The following is a 20,628-nucleotide window of genomic DNA, read 5'->3' on the forward strand; positions in this document are numbered from 1 at the left end:
TGTCTATAACCACGAACCGTTATGCATCAGGTTATGCCACACTGACTGAAGCAGTAAGTGCACAGGATGAACGGAACAGAAAAAGAGATAAGAATAGTCACGATGGCTCTACGATATCCTTATCCCAGCCCCTTGGTAATATCGGGAATTTGAACTTCAATACCACGAGGTATAATTCTTCCCGGGGCACAGGAAACACGCGGTCTACCAGCCTGAGTTATAGTACGGTATGGAGAGGCATAACATTCTCCATTAACTGGGCAAAAAACGACTTGCTGACATCGCATAAATGGAAAGTAGATCAGAAATTAAGCGTGGGTATTTCAGTGCCATTATCGCTGGGTGACGAAAATCAAATTTATGCGTCTTCACAGATGAGTCGTTCGGGAGAGCAGGGTAATAACTATCAGGTTTCATTATCAGGTCAGAATAGTGGTGGTGTATGGTGGGATGTAGCGACAAATATAACTAACGCTCATCAGTCACAACCGAAGAGCACGATGAACATTGTGCAAGTTGGCAAAAATGGATCATATGGTCAGTTTAGTAGCCATTACAGCTCCAGCGAAAACATGAAACAGCTAGGTGCAAATTTAAGCGGTGGGATACTTATTACAAGGGATGGACTTACATTTGGTCAAAATGTGGATGGGACATTAGCCCTTATAGAGGCACCCGGAGCAACGGGGGTTAACGTTAATGGCTGGCCGGGACTGAGTACTGATTTTCGTGGGTATGCAATACTGCCAGTGCAGCCATACCGAAGAGACGATGTTATTCTGGATGAAAAAACGATAGGTAAGAATTACGACTTACCACAAACTAGTCAATTGGTTGTACCGACAGCTGGAGCCGTTGTGCCTGCGACATTGGCAGTGAAGAGCGGGGATAAAGGATTAGTAACCTTAAAACAGAAAGAGGGTAAACCCGTCCCCTTCGGCGCTGTGATTAGTTATAGCAAAGACACTGAAAATATGGCCGGCATTGTAGGTGAAGATGGTATTGCTTATGTTTCTGGCTTGAGTGCGGAAGGCGAGTTTAATGTGAAATGGGGTTATTCTAAAGATCAATCCTGTATCGCAAAATACCAACTTCCTGCGAAGAAAAGTGCATCAGGGTTATACCAGATAGCGGCGACATGTTTATAGTTTCTAAATTAAGAAACTCATAATTTATTTTTGTGAAGATGTTTCCATTATTTGGTGGAAGCATTTTCGCGATAGCACGTAAATGCAAAGAAAGAAACTGCATTTTGCAGTGTAAATGAAAATCATGGAGAAAATATAATGAAGAAAACATTGTTAGCAATCATGCTGGCGGGGACAGCTTTTGCTTCTCAGGCGGGAACTTTAGTAAGCCAGGGTACTGAAGCGTCAGCTAATCTTACTTTGACCAAGCCTATCGTTGTTAATAATACCATTCAACCAGTGAAAGGGGTATATAGCGGTACGTTAACTGCATGGACGCCTTTGGCAACAGGTATTGTTGGCGCATCTGATGGGCAGAGCCACGACTATGCTGTAACTTTCCCGGATGATATTTATGCGGAGAGCAGTACTTCAGCGGATGCAGTAATTTCTGGTGACAATAACCCGGACCATAAACTGAAAGTTTCCCTGACAACGCTTGAGCAGGATCCTCCTTCAGCTGCCTCCGAAGAGATTGGCGGTAAGCGTTATATGATGCTGAAAAATACTGGAACAGGTGGTGCCTATCGCGTCGTTTCCCATATGAAAGAACAGGTTGTTGAGCCAGACTCTTACACCATCCGTACCCAGGCTTATATCTACGCAGAATAATGCAGATGATTAGTTAATTTCATGGCGGGATTTGATATCCCGCCTTTTTTAACTTATAAAAAAAGACATAGAATATATTATTTATTAAGCGAGGGTGATTTTTACATCAGTTGAACTGAATTAGCGCTTTATAAAAAAGCGCTTCATAAACTTTTTTCTTAATTCCCAGCTTATTGATAGCACGAACTTTATGTGCATACACGGTCTTGATGCTAATATTCATTGCGGCTGAAATCTCATTAACGGATCTACCCTGCGCAACCATTTTCATGGTCTCAATTTGTTGAAGAGAGAGTATATCTGTTAAAAATCTTATTTTTTTAGGCTTGCTGTTAAAAGCATCATTGATAGCGTTTTCTATTTTTGCAATCTTTTCTGTCGGTGATATTATTTTAACTCCTCCCAGTTTCGATGCCAGAGAACAAAGATCTTCTGAGTGATGCCCAGTAATGATGACGATAGGTGTCATCGTTTTCATTATATTTTCTTCAACAATGCGTGAGAATATACTATAAGTATCAGCGACGGTGCACCCGGTCATAATTAACACGTCAGGTTTTGTCTCGCATTTATGAGAGAAGGCTTTAAAGTGATTTAGCCTTAAGTCTCTTTTCTTTTCCAGAAGGTAGCGGATACCCATAGCAAAACAATTATTTTGTGAGATGAGTTCAACTGTCGTGCACACCGGTGAACAATAAAAAGATTTAAAAGGCAGAAAAGACTCTGTCACTCTATTATCTTGTTCGTATGTAATGCCTTTTGCGTTTAGCCCTGACCAGTCATCAGGTATCATAAATTCTGAGTCATCGGGTCTCATGAGTAAGACATTATTCATCTTAAGTAGCTCCTGAGTTATTTTCGATAGCACCTAATGATGAAATTACATGTGTTGATAATTTCATGTGGTGCGCTTTCATTTACTTAGGAGTATTCTTGCATCACTTTTCGCCTTGCGATACTTTATATTGATAAAACTGACATGTTTTGTTTTTTTATTCTGTGGATATAAGTTTTATATGACTTTTTCAGGGTTATATTTGTATTTTAGTTTCTTGTGTCAGTTCCACCAGGAATAGGCTAAAATGACAAAATCTTATTTTGTGTTGTTGCCTGCATGGAGCGGAGATGTTTTTTCATTATCAATGACGCGATTATTTTTGATCCGAACAAATGCTCGCTCTCGAATGTAAATACCCAGGATGAGATAAATTTGCCAGCTACGGCGGGGTGTATTTTGGCAGTGTTACTGGAAAGTAATGGTGGAGCGGTTGACAGGAACTCAATCATTGATAGCGTTTTGGAGAGATTTTCATTTGATCTGTCAAACAACACATTGAACCAATATATATCCCTGTTACGCAAAAGTTTTAAAAATATTGGTGTTGAAGAAAATGTGATTCTTACGATACCCAAAGTAGGCTTTTACATCAGTGAAAACATAACAATAAGTAAACAATCTTATGATGATTCTCATTTACAAGAAGATGTTGTTGAAAAAGTAGAGCGCAAAAGGAGTATTCCTCTTTTTCGCATTTTGATTTCGCTTGTGGTAGTAATTGTTATTATTGAAATGTTTGCCGTGGCTTTTAAAGATACCTACAGTATAACGGATTATCCATTGGTTAAATCAGGTAAGATTGACACCTGTGATTTATATCTTTCAGCGAATCTTAACGAGATTGGCCTCGCTAAATCTCAAATAGAGGCCGCTGAAATTTCGAAAAAGCATTTACCCTGTGTGCCAGGTGCAAATTTTATATATGATGTAAATAGTATGCATTATTTGCTTGGGGAAGGGCAGCGGTATTTATCAAGATGTATAAAATCCTCTAATGGCGAAACTTATGCAATTTGTTCAGAGGTGCTATTATATGACTAATAAGAAAATGTATTTTTGCTACAGGTGTGTTTTTTTGCTCTCTGGAAGGCTCGTGATGGTAGCACAACGTCTCTTGAATGTACGTCGACGTTAACAAGAAATGCTAAAACAGATCATTCTTTATACTACTCTGCTAACCTTTCAGTCATTTTAAAAAAAGATGGTAGCGGTAGTTTTACGATTGTTGGCTTAACTGATGAAGATACACCGAGGAAATTTTCCCATTCGTATTTTTTTACCTACAAAATAGATAGTAACGGACGGATCTCAGGTAATGCTAAGGCCAAAGTTTCGGGACTGGAAAATCAGATAAAGGATGAGAACTTCAGACTCAATTTTCTCGATGCATCTTTAACAGGTAAAGGCAATGCGAGGCTAAGCAAGTTTAATAATGTCTATATTTTTAGTATCCCGGGGTTGATCATTAACACATGTGCTCCAATATAAAATTATAATTTTATATTCTACATTATTTCACTAAGTTCGTAAAAAACCAGCGTTAAGATATGAATAACGCTGGGATTATGTAAATTTTAATTTTTTTTCGCAGAACCGGCCTCTAATATTGAAACAATAGAGAACAATGTAAAACATACTGCGCTTAATCCAACCAGAACCCGAGATGGAATAAAGTAGTCCAGCTCAGTTTGTGCGATTTCCGCGAGGAATGATGACAAAAACAAGCAAAACAGACAGGTAAATACCGGTATCATCGGTATTCTGTTGGCTAACGAACAGGTACGTCTCCAGACCAGTGCCAGTAGCCAGACTTTTGAGAATATGCTGTAACAGATCATTCCGAGGCAAATGAGAATAATGCCGGGAGCCAGTCGGGCGCTTGCATCGGAACTGACTAAGACGTATATCCCCTGCAGCACCGTGACTGAGCCGAGAAAAATAACCCAATAACACCACAGCCAGTGCTCTTTGGATGAGAACGTATTACGTGTTTGATGGACGATTGTGGCCACTAGGCCAATTAGACAGGCACAGATTGCGGTTAACCCAAGGCGACATAATGCGGAGTTATGTCGGCACTATGTAACAGCGTAATAGACCAAATGAAACCGAGCAGGGTGAGTAAAACGGGAACGGCAATGAGGCAATTACCGATTAATGAAGAATAAGCCTGTACCGGTGTTCCGTCGCTCTTGCTCCCCGCTGCATTTTTGGGAATGAGCAGAAAGTGACCGGACGACGCTGCCACCGTCGATACACATGCGGCAATCATACCAACGCCAAAAATAACATGGCCGGCAACAAACTCGTCTGCCATCACATCATTACCTGCTAACAGTGCCCAACCCCATATCATGGTGATAATTGACCCCGCATAGCCAATAATGGGGAACAATGTATTGTAAAACGTATTAACGCCGCGCGTGAGCTGCGAAATGATAATAAATGCGGTAGTGAATAATGCCAGGCATATGGCCGCCAGAGAAATCAGCACATGACCCGTGACGTTGCCCTGAACTTTCCAGCACAAAGCCACCTAACGCGATGCAAATTAAGCCTATAATCAAAGGGATTAATTTGAAAAGCTACCCGATATATATGTTCACTTTAAACTCCTCAGGTATCCCTGCTAATATTGAAATGTGCATTAATGATAATTTCAGCCTGTTAATATAACGACGAGATATCATTAAAGACAAATGTATAGCATAACTATAGCGGGGTTTACTGTGCCGAGTGCCATTTTTTAGCGGTCAAAAGGCCATGATAAATAAATATTTATCCTAAGATTAATTCTTATTCTGTTGTTTTTTTTACAATTGTCTTCCAGGGATGGATTGTTTTCCATTATTTAGTAAAAGACCGGATAGTCTCGGTGCTTAAAATCAGCGAACATATAAGCATTATTGTTTTATATCGTCGTAAATATGTCTTTCAGACATGTATCATTTATTTTTTACTAACAGGTCAAAAATATCGCGGGTTATTTATGAAAGCAATTGACAATATATTTAAGTACATCCCTTCAAACCATAAAGATAAGCATTCAGATAAAGTTAATAATCATCAACACCATAGCAAGGTTGATAAAACACATCGTTCAAAGATAGTTGAAATTGATAAACTGGATAATGATTCGCAAATAGATAACGATTTTGGCATGCATATCATCTATTTCCTGCAACATGGTCACTGGAGGGTAAATGAACATAGTCTTCAGATGGAGAAAATATGGTTTTACAATAGTGAGCCATCTATAGATATTCAAGAATATAATAGTTTTGCCGATAATACTACTAACACGTTTATCTTTACAATTATACCAGACAATAACCATGTGATAAAATTATCGTCTCCCATTACAGTTAAGATTGAGTGTAAGGATGGTTATTATTTTATTAATTTCTCCGGAGATAAATCAGACATAATTTATAAAGTTAATGGGCTTTCTATCATACCTGAAAATTTCTTTACTCTTCTTAGCGGTAATTTTAAAGCTGACTGGCGTTGGGATGTCTCTAAAGAGACGTTTCCTAAGGATAAGTTTGATAGCTATGTTAAATCTGTGTTTTCTAAAATAGACTTTTATAAACAATGTGGTGTGATTAACCCACAAAATGCCAACACGGCTTATTTTGGCGATACAGATGGAAGAGTAGGCGCTGTACTTTATTCATTGCTCGTTTCAGGGCATATAGGCATCAGGGAAAAGGGTTGGAGTTTATTATGTGAATTATTAAAACACGAAGACATGGCTTCATCTGCATACATACATAAAAATAATAAATTGCTCTACAATTTATTAAATACGAGAGACATGATATTGAATGAGTTGCATCAACATGTTTTTTTAAAGGACGATGCGATAACCCCTTGTATCCCCCTTGGGGATCATACAGGCGATAGATTTAGTACTATTTTTGGTGATAAATATATCCTTACTTTGCTAAATTCTATGCGAAATATGGAGGGTAATAAAGATAGCCGTATTAATAAAAATGTCATCGTTCTGGCTGGAAATCATGAAATCAATTTTAATGGTAACTATACTGCACGACTAGAAAATTATAAACTCTCTGCCGGTGATACGTATAACTTAATTAAAACGCTCGATGTTTGTAATTATAACTCAGAAACTAAAGTTTTAACCAGTCATCACGGAATAATAAGAAATGAAGAAAGTCAATGTTATTGTCTCGGTGCTTTGCAGGTTCCATTTAATCAGATGAAAGACCCAATTGATCCTGAGGAATTAGCAAATATATTTAATAAAAAACATAAACAACACATGGATGATCATCTTCTCCATCTAATTAGAAGCAATGCTATAGCACCCACACCTGTATATGAAAATTATTTTAATAACACTACTGCTTTCAGACCAAAACCTGAAGATATCTTCAAATGTGGACAGACGCTCAAAAAAACTAAACAGAAATTTGGCCATTATGGATTAGGGGTAGACCAGCATCAAAAAATTGATAATTATACCATGGGGCTAAATTCTTGGAAGATAGCACCTAACGAACGTGGTGATAAAAAAGGTGTCCCAGGGCTTAGTTGTTTTCAACCTCAATAAAACTTCATGAGTGCTGTGGTATCTCTTTTTAATTTTGCCAGTATTTCATAGGTTTTCTTAATCGATTGTAGAGGTATGTACTGATGACGCCTCTACAATCTTTAGGGACTTTCTCTGCTATGAGATAAGAAATTTCATATTATGCTTTAAGGCTGAATGATTTGTGCAAAATATAATTATTTTCCCATCGAATATGAGGTGTATGTCATAAGATAAAATGTTAACTATGTATTCCTCGCGGTGAATAATATGAGGTAAAAGATGAAAATTGGAACTGTGGCAGGCACTAATGGCAGTACAACGACAATCGCAACAAATGATATGGTGCAAGAGCATGTTACCAACTTCACTAAAGAACTGTTTGGGTATATTGCAAATGGTATAGGTGATGATATATCAAGTATTGCCAGGACAATGCTCGGTGAAGTTGTGGAAAAAATTGATGATTGGCAAATAGAACGTTTCCAACAATCTATTCAAGATGACAAAATTTCATTTACCATACAAACGAATCATTCAGAAAAATATAGTATGCTATCGGGCATGCGCGCTCATATTCTACGTAGGAATAACTGTTATCAGTTTATTGTGACAATTAATAGTAAAAATCACGGTTGCCCTCTTGATAATACCGATATTAATTGGTGCAGCATTGTTTATTTACTTAATAATATGACAGTAAATGATAATGCTAATGATGTTGCAGTTACTGAGTCGTACAAACCCATCTGGAACTGGGAAATATCGCAATACAATGTATTTGATATTAAATTCGAAACAATTATAAAACCCCAGTTCGCTGACAGAACCTATTTCTCCAATTGTTCACCTGTTGATCCCACAAGTACCAGGCCGACCTATTTTGGCGATACCGATAGCTCAGTCGGTGCAGTTTTGTACGCGCTTTTTGCAACAGGACATTTGGGAATCATGGCTGAAGGAGAAAATTTCCTTAGCCAGTTGCTTAATATAGAAGATGAAGTTCTCAACGTATTGCTAAGGGAGAACTTTAATGAGCAACTTGACACTAATGTTAATACAATAATCAGTATACTGAACAGAAGAGATAATGTTTTAGAAAGTCTTCAGCCTTATTTGGTTATTAATAAAGACGCAGTCACGCCATGTACGTTTCTTGGCGACCAAACCGGCGATCGATTTAGTAATATCTGTGGCGTTCAATTTATCATCGATTTGTTAAAACGCATAATGAGTATCAATAAAAATGTTCATGTATTAGCTGGAAATCATGAAACGAATTGCAATGGTAACTATATGCAAAACTTCACGCGCATGAAACCACTTGATGAGGATACCTACGACGGGATAAAAGATTATCCTGTATGTTTCTATGACCCCAAATACAAAATAATGGCAAATCATCATGGGATAACTTTTGATGATCAGCGAAAACGTTACATTATAGGACCGATAACTGTCTCTATTGATGAAATGACCAATGCTCTCGATCCGGTCGAATTAGCGGAAATTATTAATAAAAAGCATCATGCTATAATTAATGGCAAAAAGTTTAAAACTAGCCGGGCTATCTCTTGTCGATCCTTTAATCGTTATTTTTCTGTTTCGACAGATTACAGACCTAAACTTGAAGCACTATTAGCATGTTCACAAATGTTAGGTATAAATCAAGTTGTTGCACATAACGGAAATGGTGGGAGAGAACGCATAGGTGAAACGGGGACAGTTTTAGGTCTTAACGCCCGTGACAGTAAACATGCTGGAAGAATGTTCAGCATGCATAATTGCCAAATTAACCCTGGTGCAGGGCCAGAGATAACCACTCCCTGGAAGTCTTACCAGCATGAAAAAAACAGAAATGGACTTATGCCTTTGATTAGAAGGCGCACAATGTTACAGCTCTGAACCATAGACAACATGAATATTAATGTTACTATCTGGTTGAGACTGTTGATAAAACGTAAAAAGGAATGCTCTGTTCCTGCAACTGAACAGGCGTGAAACGCGATCCAACAGGATGGATACCGTTTTGTCAGCCAGTTTTATAGATCACACTTATGAGTATGCGTGTTTCATTTACGGCCAGGAATGCTGATGATGACAACATTACTACCCGTTTTCGCTAAGCCTTCCCCGTTGGCGCTCAATGCTCTGCGCGCTGGTCGTATTTGTCGTTTCCTTCTTATCCCGGATGGAAGAATCCGCTGAACGTCGTTCGGCGGCAGTTGTAACACGCGTCGTTTGCTTACAGGGATTATGGCGGGTCGATTATGGATAAGAGTAAGCGCCATCTGGCGTGGTGGGTTGTCGGGGCACTGGCGGTGGCTGCCGTCGTGGCGTGGTGGCTGTTGCGCCCGGCGGGTGTGCCGGAAGGCTTTGCTGTCAGCAATGGGCGCATTGAAGCGACGGAAGTGGATATCGCCAGCAAAACTGCCGGGCGTATCGACACCATTCTGGTGAAAGAAGGCCAGTTTGTTCGCGAAGGCGAAGTGCTGGCGAAGATGGATACTCGCGTGTTGCAGGAACAGCGACTGGAAGCCATCGCGCAAATCAAAGAGGCACAAAGCGCCGTTGCCGCCGCGCAGGCTTTGCTGGAGCAACGACAAAGTGAAACTCGTGCCGCACAGTCGCTGGTCAATCAACGCCAGGCCGAACTGGACTCTGTTGCCAAACGTCATACGCGTTCCCGCTCGCTCGCCCAACGAGGGGCTATTTCTGCGCAACAGCTGGATGACGACCGCGCCGCCGCTGAGAGCGCCCGAGCTGCGCTGGAATCAGCGAAAGCCCAGGTTTCGGCTTCTAAAGCGGCTATAGAAGCAGCACGCACCAATATCATTCAGGCGCAAACTCGGGTCGAAGCAGCGCAAGCCACTGAACGGCGCATTGCCGCAGATATCGATGACAGTGAACTGAAAGCCCCGCGTGACGGACGCGTGCAGTATCGGGTTGCCGAGCCAGGGGAAGTGCTGGCGGCAGGCGGTCGGGTGCTGAATATGGTCGATCTCAGCGACGTCTATATGACCTTCTTCCTGCCAACCGAACAGGCGGGCACGCTGAAACTGGGCGGTGAAGCCCGGCTGATCCTCGATGCCGCGCCAGATCTGCGTATTCCTGCAACCATCAGTTTTGTCGCCAGTGTCGCCCAGTTCACGCCAAAAACCGTCGAAACCAGCGATGAACGGCTGAAACTGATGTTCCGCGTCAAAGCGCGTATCCCACCGGAATTACTCCAGCAGCATCTGGAATATGTCAAAACCGGTTTACCGGGCGTAGCGTGGGTGCGGGTGAATGAAGAACTTCCGTGGCCTGACGACCTCGTGGTGAGGTTGCCGCAATGACGCATCTGGAACTGGTTCCTGTCCCGCCTGTCGCGCAACTGGCGGGCGTGAGCCAGCATTATGGAAAAACCGTTGCGCTGAACAATATCACTCTCGATATTCCGGCCCGTTGCATGGTCGGGCTGATTGGTCCGGATGGCGTCGGGAAGTCGAGTTTATTGTCACTGATTTCCGGTGCCCGCGTCATTGAGCAGGGCAATGTGGTGGTGCTGGGTGGCGATATGCACGACCCGAAGCATCGCCGAGACGTCTGCCCGCGCATCGCCTGGATGCCGCAGGGGCTGGGCAAAAACCTCTACCACACCTTGTCGGTGTATGAAAATGTCGATTTTTTCGCTCGCCTGTTCGGTCACGATAAAGCGGAGCGGGAAGTGCGAATTAATGAGCTGCTGACCAGCACCGGGTTAGCACCGTTTCGCGATCGTCCGGCAGGTAAACTCTCCGGCGGGATGAAGCAAAAACTTGGGCTGTGCTGCGCGTTAATCCACGACCCGGAACTGTTGATCCTTGATGAGCCAACAACGGGGGTTGACCCGCTCTCCCGCGCCCAGTTCTGGGATCTGATCGACAGTATTCGCCAGCGGCAGAGCAATATGAGCGTGCTGGTCGCCACCGCCTATATGGAAGAGGCCGAACGCTTCGACTGGCTGGTAGCGATGAATGCCGGAGAAGTGCTGGCAACCGGCAGCGCCGAAGAGCTGCGGCAGCAAACGCAAAGCGCCACGCTGGAAGAAGCATTTATTAATCTGTTACCGCAAGCGCAACGCCAGGCGCATCAGGCGGTAGTGATCCCACCGTATCAACCTGAAAACGCAGAGATTGCCATCGAAGCGCGCGATCTGACCATGCGTTTTGGTTCCTTCGTTGCCGTTGATCACGTCAATTTCCGCATTCCACGCGGGGAGATTTTTGGATTCCTTGGTTCGAACGGCTGCGGTAAATCCACCACCATGAAAATGCTTACCGGACTGCTGCCCGCCAGCGAAGGTGAGGCGTGGCTATTTGGGCAACCGGTTGATCCAAAAGATATCGATACCCGCCGTCGTGTGGGCTATATGTCGCAGGCGTTTTCGCTCTATAACGAACTCACCGTGCGGCAAAACCTGGAGTTACATGCCCGTTTGTTTCACATCCCGGAAGCGGAAATTCCCGCGCGAGTGGCTGAAATGAGCGAGCGTTTTAAGCTCAACGACGTTGAAGATGTTCTGCCGGAGTCATTGCCGCTCGGCATTCGCCAGCGGCTTTCGCTGGCGGTGGCGGTGATTCATCGCCCGGAGATGTTAATCCTCGATGAGCCTACTTCTGGTGTCGATCCGGTGGCGAGGGATATGTTCTGGCAGTTGATGGTCGATCTCTCGCGCCAGGACAAAGTGACTATCTTCATCTCCACCCACTTTATGAACGAAGCGGAACGTTGCGACCGCATCTCACTGATGCACGCCGGAAAAGTGCTTGCCAGCGGTACACCGCAGGAACTGGTTGAGAAACGCGGAGCCGCCAGTCTGGAAGAGGCATTTATCGCCTATTTGCAGGAAGCGGCAGGGCAGAGCAACGAAGCCGAAGCGCCGCCCGTGGTACACGACACCACCCACGCGCCGCGTCAGGGATTTAGCCTGCGCCGTCTGTTTAGCTACAGCCGCCGCGAAGCGCTGGAACTGCGACGCGATCCAGTACGTTCGACGCTGGCGCTGATGGGAACGGTGATCCTGATGCTGATAATGGGTTACGGCATCAGTATGGATGTGGAAAACCTGCGCTTTGCGGTGCTCGACCGCGACCAGACCGTCAGTAGCCAGGCGTGGACACTCAACCTCTCCGGTTCCCGTTACTTTATCGAACAGCCGCCGCTCACCAGTTATGACGAGCTTGATCGTCGGATGCGTGCGGGCGATATCACGGTGGCCATTGAGATCCCGCCCAATTTCGGGCGCGATATCGCGCGTGGTACGCCTGTGGAACTCGGCGTCTGGATCGACGGAGCGATGCCCAGTCGTGCCGAAACGGTAAAAGGTTACGTGCAGGCAATGCACCAGAGTTGGCTTCAGGATGTGGCGAGCCGACAATCGACACCCGCCAGCCAAAGCGGGCTGATGAACATTGAGACGCGTTATCGCTATAACCCGGACGTAAAAAGCCTGCCAGCGATTGTTCCGGCGGTGATCCCGCTTCTGCTGATGATGATCCCGTCAATGCTAAGCGCCCTTAGCGTGGTGCGGGAAAAAGAGCTAGGGTCGATTATCAACCTTTACGTGACCCCCACCACCCGTAGCGAATTTTTGCTTGGCAAACAGCTGCCGTACATCGCGCTGGGGATGCTGAACTTTTTCCTGCTCTGCGGCCTGTCGGTGTTTGTGTTTGGCGTACCGCATAAAGGCAGTTTCCTGACGCTCACCTTGGCGGCGCTGCTGTATATCATCATTGCCACTGGAATGGGGCTGCTGATCTCCACCTTTATGAAAAGCCAGATTGCCGCCATTTTCGGAACGGCGATTATCACATTGATCCCGGCGACACAGTTTTCCGGGATGATCGATCCGGTAGCTTCGCTGGAAGGGCCTGGACGTTGGATCGGCGAGGTTTACCCGACCAGTCATTTTCTGACTATCGCCCGCGGAACGTTCTCGAAAGCGCTGGATCTGACTGATTTGTGGCAACTTTTTATCCCGTTGCTGATAGCCATCCCGCTGGTGATGGGCTTAAGCATCCTGCTGCTGAAAAAACAGGAGGGATGATGCGCCAGTTACGCAATATTTTTAATCTGGGTATCAAAGAGTTGCGCAGTCTGCTCGGTGATAAAGCGATGCTGACGCTGATTGTCTTCTCGTTTACGGTGTCGGTGTATTCGTCAGCGACCGTTACGCCAGGATCGTTGAACCTCGCGCCGATCGCCATTGCCGATATGGATCAATCGCAGTTATCGAACCGGATCGTTAACAGCTTCTATCGTCCGTGGTTTTTGCCACCGGAGATGATCACCGCCGATGAGATGGATGCCGGACTGGACGCCGGACGCTATACCTTCGCGATAAATATTCCGCCTAATTTTCAGCGTGATGTCCTCGCCGGACGCCAGCCGGATATTCAGGTGAACGTCGATGCCACGCGCATGAGCCAGGCATTTACCGGCAATGGGTATATCCAGAATATTATCAACGGTGAAGTGAACAGCTTTGTCGCGCGCTACCGTGATAACAGCGAACCGTTGGTATCGCTGGAAACCCGGATGCGCTTTAACCCGAACCTTGATCCCGCGTGGTTTGGCGGGGTGATGGCGATCATCAACAACATTACCATGCTGGCGATTGTATTGACCGGATCGGCGCTGATCCGCGAGCGTGAACACGGCACGGTGGAACATTTACTGGTGATGCCGATAACGCCGTTTGAGATCATGATGGCGAAGATCTGGTCGATGGGGCTGGTGGTGCTGGTGGTATCGGGATTATCGCTGGTGCTGATGGTGAAAGGTGTACTGGGCGTACCGATTGAAGGCTCGATCCCGCTGTTTATGCTGGGCGTGGCGCTCAGTCTGTTTGCCACCACGTCAATCGGCATTTTTATGGGGACGATAGCGCGTTCAATGCCGCAACTGGGGCTGCTGGTGATTCTGGTGCTGCTGCCGCTGCAAATGCTTTCCGGTGGATCCACGCCGCGCGAAAGTATGCCGCAGATGGTGCAGGACATTATGCTGACCATGCCGACGACACACTTTGTTAGCCTCGCGCAGGCCATCCTCTACCGGGGTGCCGGATTCGAAATCGTCTGGCCGCAGTTCCTGACGCTGATGGCAATTGGCGGCGCGTTTTTCACCATCGCACTGCTGCGATTCAGGAAGACGATTGGGACAATGGCGTAAGGAAGGGAAACTTGACTTCATACTGTGATGTCATAAAGTGAAGTCATAAGGACATGCCATGAGAACCAAGGTACAGGCTTTACGGAAGAAACAAAAAAATACATTGGATCAAATATTTAAAACACCTGTTCCTCAAGGGATCAAGTGGTCTGATATAGAGTCACTGGTTAAAGCATTAGGCGGAGAAATTAAGGAAGGAAGAGGTTCGCGTTGCAAGTTCATACTAAATATGAGCGTTGCGTGTTTCCATCGGCCTCATCCGTCGCCAGATACCGATAAAGGCGCTGTAGAAAGCGTGCGTGACTGGTTACTAAGTATAGGGGTAAAACCATGATCAAACTGAAGACGCCAAACTCTATGGAGATTGCCGGGCAACCAGCTGTTATTACCTACGTGCCAGAACTGAATGCATTTCGTGGCAAATTCCTGGGCTTGTCAGGTTATTGTGATTTTGTCTCTGACAGTATTCAGGGGCTGCAAAAAGAAGGAGAGCTTTCCCTGCGAGAGTATCTTGAGGATTGTAAAGCTGCGGGTATTGAGCCGTATGCGCGTACAGAAAAGATTAAGACCTTTACGTTACGCTATCCAGAATCGCTGAGTGAACGCCTTAATAATGCGGCTGCGCAGCAACAAGTCTCTGTTAATACCTATATTATTGAAACACTGAATGAGCGTTTGAATCATTTATAAATTTTAGCGACGTACATTACGCAGAATATCTGCCTTTACAGGATCTATCTATGCAACTGAACTTAATTTTATAAATTAAGTTCAGTTAATATCTTTTCTTTCCTTGTTTTAGAAATAACTCAATCTTCCTTCGGCAGGCACTGCAAATGCCCGTGCCGCACGCCGCGCTGGGCGATAACGTCATCGGCAAAATGCTGCACGTCACCCATGTCACCTTTCAACACGGCGATTTCCAGACAGTCGTCGTGGTTGATGTGCACATGTAGCGTGGCGACGGAGAGGTCGTGGTGATGATGCTGGGTGGAAACAATACGGCTGGCTAAGTCGCGTTTTTCGTGTTCATACACATACGACAGCACCGCGAAACCTTGTGTGCCGTGCTGCTGGGTAGCTTCCTGCGCCAGGGCACTACGCAGAATATCGCGGATAGCTTCGGAACGGTTGTTATAACCACGACGCTGGCTCAGGCTGTCCAGCGTCTCCAGTAAATCGTCATCAAGCGTGATGGTGACTCGTTGCATTGGCGTTAAACCTTTTCTGAGGTGCGACGGCGCACGGGGAATGCGGGTAATACCGCGTTTTGTAGCACACGTCCGGCGTCAGAGGAAAAGGTTAATTTATCTCCCACCGCCTGGGTTTCGGCGATTTGTCCGTTGTCCATCACCATCACTCGCTGGCAAAAGCGTTCCACCAGGCGTAAGTCATGAGTGATGAACAGGCAGGCAGTGCCAAACTGTTGTTGTAGATTTTTCAGCAGGCGAATGACGCCCGCCTGTAACACGAGATCAAGGTTAGAAACGGCTTCATCCAGAATCAGCAATTTCGGTTCGACCGCCAGCGCGCGTGCCAGGCAGACGAGCTGGAGCTGGCCGCCGCTTAACTGCGGTGGGCGTTTGTCGAGAACGCTGTCATCGAGATCGACCGCCTTCAGCATTTCGCTGGCGCGCGCCAGTTGTTCGGATTTTTTCAGTGATAGCAGGTGGCGCATCGGTTCACGCAGGATCTCGCGCACGGTTTTGCGCGGATTCACGGCACTGATGGAGTCCTGAAACACCATCTGAATATCACGGCGGAAGGCTTTACGTTGGGCGCGATTAAGTTTCGCCAGCGATTCGCCGCGCCAGCTAATATTCCCTTGTGAGGGAGACTCTAAGCCTACCAGCAGCCGCGCGAGGGTGCTTTTTCCGCAGCCGCTGCGTCCCAGCAGGGCGACGGTTTCGCCGCTTTTCAGGGTCAGGGAAACGTTATTCAGCACCGCCTGATGTTGATGTTTTCCGCTAAATCCACCGTGGGCATAGTGATGGGAAAGGCCGCAGACGTTAAGTAAGGTCATGATGCCAGCTCCATACCGTAGAGGGCGAGATGAGCGGAAACCAGGCTGCGCGTCACCGTATGTTTGGGGGCGTTAAACAGCGTTTCTACATCGCCCTGTTCGACAATTTTACCTTGTGACATCACCGCCACGTCATCCGCCAGACGCGCCACAACGCCCATATCATGGGTGACCAGCAGCATTCCCGGCGCTTGTTTTTGCATAATGCTTTCCAGCAGATCGAGGATGCGCGCCTGTGCTACCACGTCGAGGTCGGTGGTCGGTTCATCGGCGATGATAAACGGTGATTCACACAGCACCGCCATCGCAATCATCATGCGCTGCAACATGCCGCCGCTCATCTCGAACGGGTACAGCTTCAGCACGCGCGCGGCGTTTTCCAGCCCCACCGCTTCTATGGCAGCGGTAAGCGTAGCGTCATCGGCGGGTTTCCCTAACGCCAGGCAGGTTTCCCGCGCGTGGGTGTGCATGGTGTGCAGTGGATTAAAGGCGCTGCGCGGGTTCTGCATGATGGTGGCAATTTTGATGCCGCGCAGGGCGTAAGGCGAAACCGGTTTGCCATCGGCTAAAATTTCCCCCGCCGTCTGGCGAACGCCAGCGGGCAAAATGCCCAGCGTCGCGGCGCAGGTTAATGATTTCCCGCTGCCGCTACCGCCGACTAACGCCAGCACGCGCCCGCGTTGCAGGGTTAACGATACACCGTGTACCAGCGGCTGCGCGGCCTGTAGCGCGATATTACGTAGTTCAATCTGTTGCGGCATTAGTGTGCGTGCTCCGTCACCAGATGAGGATCCAGATGATCGCGCAGTGCGTCACCCACCAGGTTAAAGGCCATCACGCTGATAAACAGCGCCAGCCCCGGCCAGAACATTTGCAGCGGCTGGGTCCAGATATACTGGCGCGCGTCGTTAATCATCACGCCCCATTCGGCGGTCGGCGCGGTCACACCGAGGCCAAGGAAAGACATCCCCGCGACGTGCAGCATCATATGGCCGATATCCAGCGTTGCCAGCACCAGCAGCGAAGGGATCACCGCGCCTGCCAGATGATCGACAAACACCCGCACATGGCCCGCACCGGAAAGCCGTGACGCCAGCACAAACTCGCGTTGGCGTAGTGAAATCACCAAGCTGCGCACCATGCGTGCATACCACGCCCAGTGCGACAGGGCGATGGCGATAATTACGTTGGTCAGCCCGGTGCCGAGCACGCCAACCATAAAGAACGACAGAATCGAGGTCGGGAAGGTCATAAACATATCGGCGACGCGCATGGTGGCCTGATCAACGCGCCCGCCAATCAACCCGGCGCTGCCGCCAATAACCAGCCCTAATATCAGCACCAGCAGCAGGCAGGCCATTACCGAACCGAGCGACACGCGGGTCGCTGCCATCAGCCGCGAGAAAATATCGCGACCTAAGTGATCGGTGCCCAGCCAGTGCTGCGCATCCGGCGAAAGCAGGCACGACGGCAAATCAATTGCCTGTGGATCGTACGGCAGCCACCACTGGCTGGTGAGCGCAATCAGCGCCAGCAGGGCGATAATGATCAGCGCCAGGCGTACCGACCAGCGGGAAGAGAGGAAAAAGTTCACGCGTGCGCTCCTTCATGACGACGAATGCGCGGGTCCAGCGCGGCGTTGAGCAAATCGACAATCAAATTACAGACCACAAAAACCACCACCATCATCAGCGTAAAGCACTGAATCACCGGATAGTCACGGTTAAAAATCGCCGACACCGCATAGCGCCCGACGCCAGGCCAGGCAAAGATGTTTTCGATAATCATCGTCCCGCCAATCAATTCGCCAATGTGCATCCCCACGGCGGTGATCATCGGCAGCGAGGCATTGCGCAGAATATGGCGGCGTTCGGTCTGTTTGTCATTCAGGCCGCGTAGCCGCGCCCAGGTGACGTGACGCTGACCGGCGACGTCCAGCATACTGGCGCGCAGCAGTCGCGCGTTAATCGCCAGCGACATAAAGGCGATGGAAACCGCAGGTAAAATGATGTGCTGCCAGCTGCCGTAGCCCATCGCGGGTAGCCATTGCAGATACACCGAAAACGCCATCACTAGCAAAAATGCCAGCCAGAAGTTGGGCATCGACACGCCAAGAAACGCGATAAAGCGCACGGCGAAATCCGGCAAACGATCGCGGTGGCGCGCCGCCCAGATACCGAGCGGTACGGAAGTGAGCAGAATTAATACCAGCGCCGCACCTGCAAGTTCCAGCGTGGCGGGCAGGAAGTTCAGCATATCGTCCAGTACCGGGCGTTGGCTGGCGAATGAGATACCAAAGTCAAGATGCAGCGCCTTCCACAACCAGGTACCGTACTGGACGTACAGCGGCTGATCCAGCCCGAGCATGGTGCGGGTAGAGGCCAGCATCTCCGGCGTCGGCGGCAGGTTAGATAAACGCAGATAATCGAGCGCCGGGTCGCCGGTACCGAGGCGCAGCATCAGAAAAATGATCACCGAGGCGGCGAGCACCATCGGGATCAGCAGCAGAAAGCGGCGTAATACGTAACGCAACATTAAGGTTTCACCGGTTTAATCTGTTCGAACGGAATTTCGGTGGCGATCGGCGCGTAGGGGATATTACCCAGCTCCGGTTTTGATACCACCATCATCGAGATGTAGCTGATAGGCAGATAAACCGCCTCGTCATGCAGACGGGTCAGAATGTCGCGATACAGCGCCTGACGTTGCGTTTCGTCATGGGTCGCCAGCACTTCGCCGATCTCTTTATCAATCAGCGGCTTGTCGGCTAATCCTTGCTGTGCCTGGAAGTCAGCGTGCGACGGTACGCGCATTGAACTCAGGAAGGCGTGTGGATCGTATGGCGCGCCCCAGGTGCGGTGGAAAATCATGCCAAAACGACCGTCGCGCTGACGAGCATAGATACTGCTCTCTTCTTCGCCAATCAGCGAGACATCTGCGCCAATCTGGCGCATATCAGCCTGAATGATTTCCGCCATCGATTTGCTTAACGCATCGGTGCCGATGAACGACAGTTCAATGCGCAGCGGCTGACCATTTTTCTCGCGGATGTCTTTGCCCGCAGGCAGCGTCCAACCGGCTTTTTCCAGCAACTCTTTCGCTTTCTGCGGATCGTACTGGCGCGGTTTCAGGCCGAGATTAGCGTAAGGCACAGAAGGGGCAAACAGGGTGTCGGCGACCTGCTGGGTGCCATATAACGCGTTATCAATCAGCGATTTTTTGTTTACCGCGTAATTAAGAGCTTCACGTACTGCCAGCTCGTTGGTGGGGGCTTTGGCGGTATTGAGCGCCAGCATCACGGTTTCGAGCGGCTGTGACAGTTGGGTGTGGTAAGCCGGATTCTGGCTAAAGCGGGCGAAGGTATCGAGCGGTAATAACCCTTCGTTTCCGTACAGCAGGTCGATATCGCCAGTTTCAAACGCCACCGCGCGGGTAGTCGGGTCCGGGATGACGTTAAAGGTGATCTTTTTAATCGCTGGCTTTTCGCCCCAGTAGTTTTCGTTACGGACGAAGACATCGTACTGATTCAGTTTCGATTCCTGCAAAATCCACGGTCCGGTGCCAATCGGCGCTTTAATTCCGTTCATGGTTTCATGGTTTTTAAACTGCGAGGGAGCGATAAAACGGAAAGGACGGGGCAGGGCCAGTTCTTGCAGGAAAGGATAGTAGGCGCTTTTCAGGGTAATTTGCAGCTCTGTTTTATTGAGTGCTTTAACATCAACAATCTGGTTTGCCAGCTCCAGCCAGGCGTGACGTTGACGGTTATCGAGCACTGCGCGGAAGTTTTCTGCCGCCGCCTCGGCATCGAACGGTTCACCGTTGGAGAATTTCACGTCATCACGCAGGGTGAAGGTCCAGGTTTTACCATCTTCTGAATGAGTCCAGCTTTTTGCCAGCCACGGGATCACCGAACCGTCTGCCTGATATTTCACCAATGGTTCATAAACCATGCTCTGGGCGAACATCTGGTTAGGCGTGTAAAGGTGCGGGTTTAGTGGCCCGACATTCACCGGCCAGGCGGTGGTGATTTCATCTGGTGCAGCGGCATGGACGATAAAAGACGCACAAGCCAGCAGCGCAAATAGAGTGCGGCGGAGTGTGGAGAGCATGGTAACCCCAATGGATTAAAATAGATGGCGGAAATAAGTATGACGATTTTAAGTATTCGTCATACTGATTACCTGTTCTGGATCAATAGATGGGCAGTCGGGTGGGC

18 protein-coding genes and 1 pseudogene are annotated in these 20,628 nt (G+C 47.6%); 11 read left to right on the forward strand and 8 right to left on the reverse strand.

What is annotated here, in order from left to right; genetic code table 11:
- Together ACUU1I_RS02930 and ACUU1I_RS02935 are read left to right on the forward strand one after the other, a co-directional pair.
- Positions 1–1,148, forward strand: a 1,148-nt coding sequence (locus tag ACUU1I_RS02930; protein WP_449144808.1) for a fimbria/pilus outer membrane usher protein, incomplete at its 5' end; no start/stop codon positions are given.
- 138 nt (positions 1,149–1,286) lie between these two features.
- A complete protein-coding gene (locus ACUU1I_RS02935; RefSeq protein WP_000751953.1) occupies positions 1,287–1,799 on the forward strand; it encodes a hypothetical protein in 513 nt (170 codons plus the stop codon).
- Between the two features lie 106 nt (positions 1,800–1,905).
- Here the strand turns inward: ACUU1I_RS02935 and ACUU1I_RS02940 are convergent, their stop codons facing one another.
- Positions 1,906–2,667, reverse strand: a complete 762-nt coding sequence (locus ACUU1I_RS02940) for a response regulator transcription factor (RefSeq protein ID WP_167701224.1) — start codon at positions 2,665–2,667, stop codon at positions 1,906–1,908.
- Positions 2,668–2,913: 246 nt separating this feature from the next.
- On the opposite strand from ACUU1I_RS02940, the gene ACUU1I_RS02945 reads away from it, so the two are divergent.
- Entirely contained in the window at positions 2,914–3,678 is a 765-nt protein-coding gene (locus ACUU1I_RS02945; RefSeq protein WP_000442143.1) for a winged helix-turn-helix domain-containing protein, read from the forward strand.
- 533 nt (positions 3,679–4,211) lie between these two features.
- On the opposite strand, the pseudogene ACUU1I_RS02950 reads toward ACUU1I_RS02945, so the two are convergent.
- A pseudogene (locus ACUU1I_RS02950) lies at positions 4,212–5,210 on the reverse strand (DUF2776 family protein).
- A 416-nt stretch (positions 5,211–5,626) separates the two neighbouring features.
- Here ACUU1I_RS02950 and ACUU1I_RS02955 point away from each other — a divergent pair.
- The 8 genes from ACUU1I_RS02955 to ACUU1I_RS02990 all read left to right on the forward strand — a co-directional run bounded on the left by ACUU1I_RS02955 (position 5,627) and on the right by ACUU1I_RS02990 (position 15,079).
- Positions 5,627–7,216: a DUF4049 domain-containing protein gene (locus tag ACUU1I_RS02955; RefSeq protein ID WP_005072010.1), complete on the forward strand. Its 1,590-nt coding sequence runs from the start codon at positions 5,627–5,629 to the stop codon at positions 7,214–7,216.
- A 261-nt stretch (positions 7,217–7,477) separates the two neighbouring features.
- Positions 7,478–9,100, forward strand: coding sequence for a DUF4049 domain-containing protein (locus ACUU1I_RS02960; protein WP_005072008.1), 1,623 nt, complete (start codon positions 7,478–7,480; stop codon positions 9,098–9,100).
- Between the two features lie 189 nt (positions 9,101–9,289).
- Entirely contained in the window at positions 9,290–9,403 is a 114-nt protein-coding gene (yhiY, locus tag ACUU1I_RS02965; RefSeq protein WP_214282776.1) for a protein YhiY, read from the forward strand.
- Positions 9,404–9,465: 62 nt separating this feature from the next.
- Entirely contained in the window at positions 9,466–10,533 is a 1,068-nt protein-coding gene (locus ACUU1I_RS02970; protein WP_000361474.1) for an HlyD family secretion protein, read from the forward strand.
- Complete coding sequence (rbbA, locus tag ACUU1I_RS02975; RefSeq protein ID WP_000149173.1) at positions 10,530–13,265, forward strand: ribosome-associated ATPase/putative transporter RbbA; 2,736 nt, start codon at positions 10,530–10,532, stop codon at positions 13,263–13,265. The genes ACUU1I_RS02970 and rbbA overlap by 4 nt, the downstream gene beginning before the upstream one ends.
- Positions 13,265–14,389, forward strand: coding sequence for an ABC transporter permease (locus tag ACUU1I_RS02980; protein WP_005072005.1), 1,125 nt, complete (start codon positions 13,265–13,267; stop codon positions 14,387–14,389). The genes rbbA and ACUU1I_RS02980 overlap by 1 nt, the downstream gene beginning before the upstream one ends.
- A gap of 58 nt (positions 14,390–14,447) precedes the next feature.
- Entirely contained in the window at positions 14,448–14,723 is a 276-nt protein-coding gene (locus ACUU1I_RS02985) for a type II toxin-antitoxin system HicA family toxin (RefSeq protein ID WP_001259385.1), read from the forward strand.
- Positions 14,720–15,079, forward strand: coding sequence for a type II toxin-antitoxin system HicB family antitoxin (locus tag ACUU1I_RS02990; protein WP_000593555.1), 360 nt, complete (start codon positions 14,720–14,722; stop codon positions 15,077–15,079). Before ACUU1I_RS02985 ends, ACUU1I_RS02990 begins: the two co-directional genes overlap by 4 nt.
- 119 nt (positions 15,080–15,198) lie before the next feature.
- Here the strand turns inward: ACUU1I_RS02990 and nikR are convergent, their stop codons facing one another.
- The 6 genes from nikR to nikA are packed head-to-tail and all read right to left on the reverse strand — an operon-like array spanning position 15,199 to position 20,521.
- On the reverse strand, positions 15,199–15,600 hold the full coding sequence (nikR, locus tag ACUU1I_RS02995) for a nickel-responsive transcriptional regulator NikR (protein ID WP_001190062.1): 402 nt from the start codon (positions 15,598–15,600) through the stop codon (positions 15,199–15,201).
- Between the two features lie 5 nt (positions 15,601–15,605).
- Entirely contained in the window at positions 15,606–16,412 is an 807-nt protein-coding gene (gene nikE, locus ACUU1I_RS03000) for a nickel import ATP-binding protein NikE (RefSeq protein WP_000173672.1), read from the reverse strand.
- Positions 16,409–17,173, reverse strand: a complete 765-nt coding sequence (gene nikD, locus ACUU1I_RS03005) for a nickel import ATP-binding protein NikD (RefSeq protein WP_001136248.1) — start codon at positions 17,171–17,173, stop codon at positions 16,409–16,411. The genes nikE and nikD overlap by 4 nt, the downstream gene beginning before the upstream one ends.
- Positions 17,173–18,006, reverse strand: coding sequence for a nickel ABC transporter permease subunit NikC (gene nikC / locus ACUU1I_RS03010; protein WP_001008948.1), 834 nt, complete (start codon positions 18,004–18,006; stop codon positions 17,173–17,175). Before nikC ends, nikD begins: the two co-directional genes overlap by 1 nt.
- Entirely contained in the window at positions 18,003–18,947 is a 945-nt protein-coding gene (nikB, locus tag ACUU1I_RS03015) for a nickel ABC transporter permease subunit NikB (protein ID WP_000947076.1), read from the reverse strand. The genes nikC and nikB overlap by 4 nt, the downstream gene beginning before the upstream one ends.
- Positions 18,947–20,521: a nickel ABC transporter substrate-binding protein gene (nikA, locus tag ACUU1I_RS03020; RefSeq protein WP_000953345.1), complete on the reverse strand. Its 1,575-nt coding sequence runs from the start codon at positions 20,519–20,521 to the stop codon at positions 18,947–18,949. Before nikA ends, nikB begins: the two co-directional genes overlap by 1 nt.
- Positions 20,522–20,628: the final 107 nt, after the last annotated feature.

Source organism: Shigella sp. SIG3, assembly GCF_053555855.1.

Coding starts and splice junctions, on each gene's coding strand:
- rbbA (WP_000149173.1), top strand. CDS start 10,530: ATGACGCATCTGGAACTGGTTCCTGTCCCGCCTGTCGCGCAACTGGCG.
- ACUU1I_RS02970 (WP_000361474.1), top strand. CDS start 9,466: ATGGATAAGAGTAAGCGCCATCTGGCGTGGTGGGTTGTCGGGGCACTG.
- nikA (WP_000953345.1), bottom strand. CDS start 20,521: ATGCTCTCCACACTCCGCCGCACTCTATTTGCGCTGCTGGCTTGTGCG.
- ACUU1I_RS02985 (WP_001259385.1), top strand. CDS start 14,448: ATGAGAACCAAGGTACAGGCTTTACGGAAGAAACAAAAAAATACATTG.
- yhiY (WP_214282776.1), top strand. CDS start 9,290: ATGATGACAACATTACTACCCGTTTTCGCTAAGCCTTCCCCGTTGGCG.
- ACUU1I_RS02935 (WP_000751953.1), top strand. CDS start 1,287: ATGAAGAAAACATTGTTAGCAATCATGCTGGCGGGGACAGCTTTTGCT.
- ACUU1I_RS02955 (WP_005072010.1), top strand. CDS start 5,627: ATGAAAGCAATTGACAATATATTTAAGTACATCCCTTCAAACCATAAA.
- nikR (WP_001190062.1), bottom strand. CDS start 15,600: ATGCAACGAGTCACCATCACGCTTGATGACGATTTACTGGAGACGCTG.
- nikE (WP_000173672.1), bottom strand. CDS start 16,412: ATGACCTTACTTAACGTCTGCGGCCTTTCCCATCACTATGCCCACGGT.
- nikB (WP_000947076.1), bottom strand. CDS start 18,947: ATGTTGCGTTACGTATTACGCCGCTTTCTGCTGCTGATCCCGATGGTG.
- ACUU1I_RS02980 (WP_005072005.1), top strand. CDS start 13,265: ATGCGCCAGTTACGCAATATTTTTAATCTGGGTATCAAAGAGTTGCGC.
- nikD (WP_001136248.1), bottom strand. CDS start 17,173: ATGCCGCAACAGATTGAACTACGTAATATCGCGCTACAGGCCGCGCAG.
- ACUU1I_RS02945 (WP_000442143.1), top strand. CDS start 2,914: ATGGAGCGGAGATGTTTTTTCATTATCAATGACGCGATTATTTTTGAT.
- ACUU1I_RS02960 (WP_005072008.1), top strand. CDS start 7,478: ATGAAAATTGGAACTGTGGCAGGCACTAATGGCAGTACAACGACAATC.
- ACUU1I_RS02990 (WP_000593555.1), top strand. CDS start 14,720: ATGATCAAACTGAAGACGCCAAACTCTATGGAGATTGCCGGGCAACCA.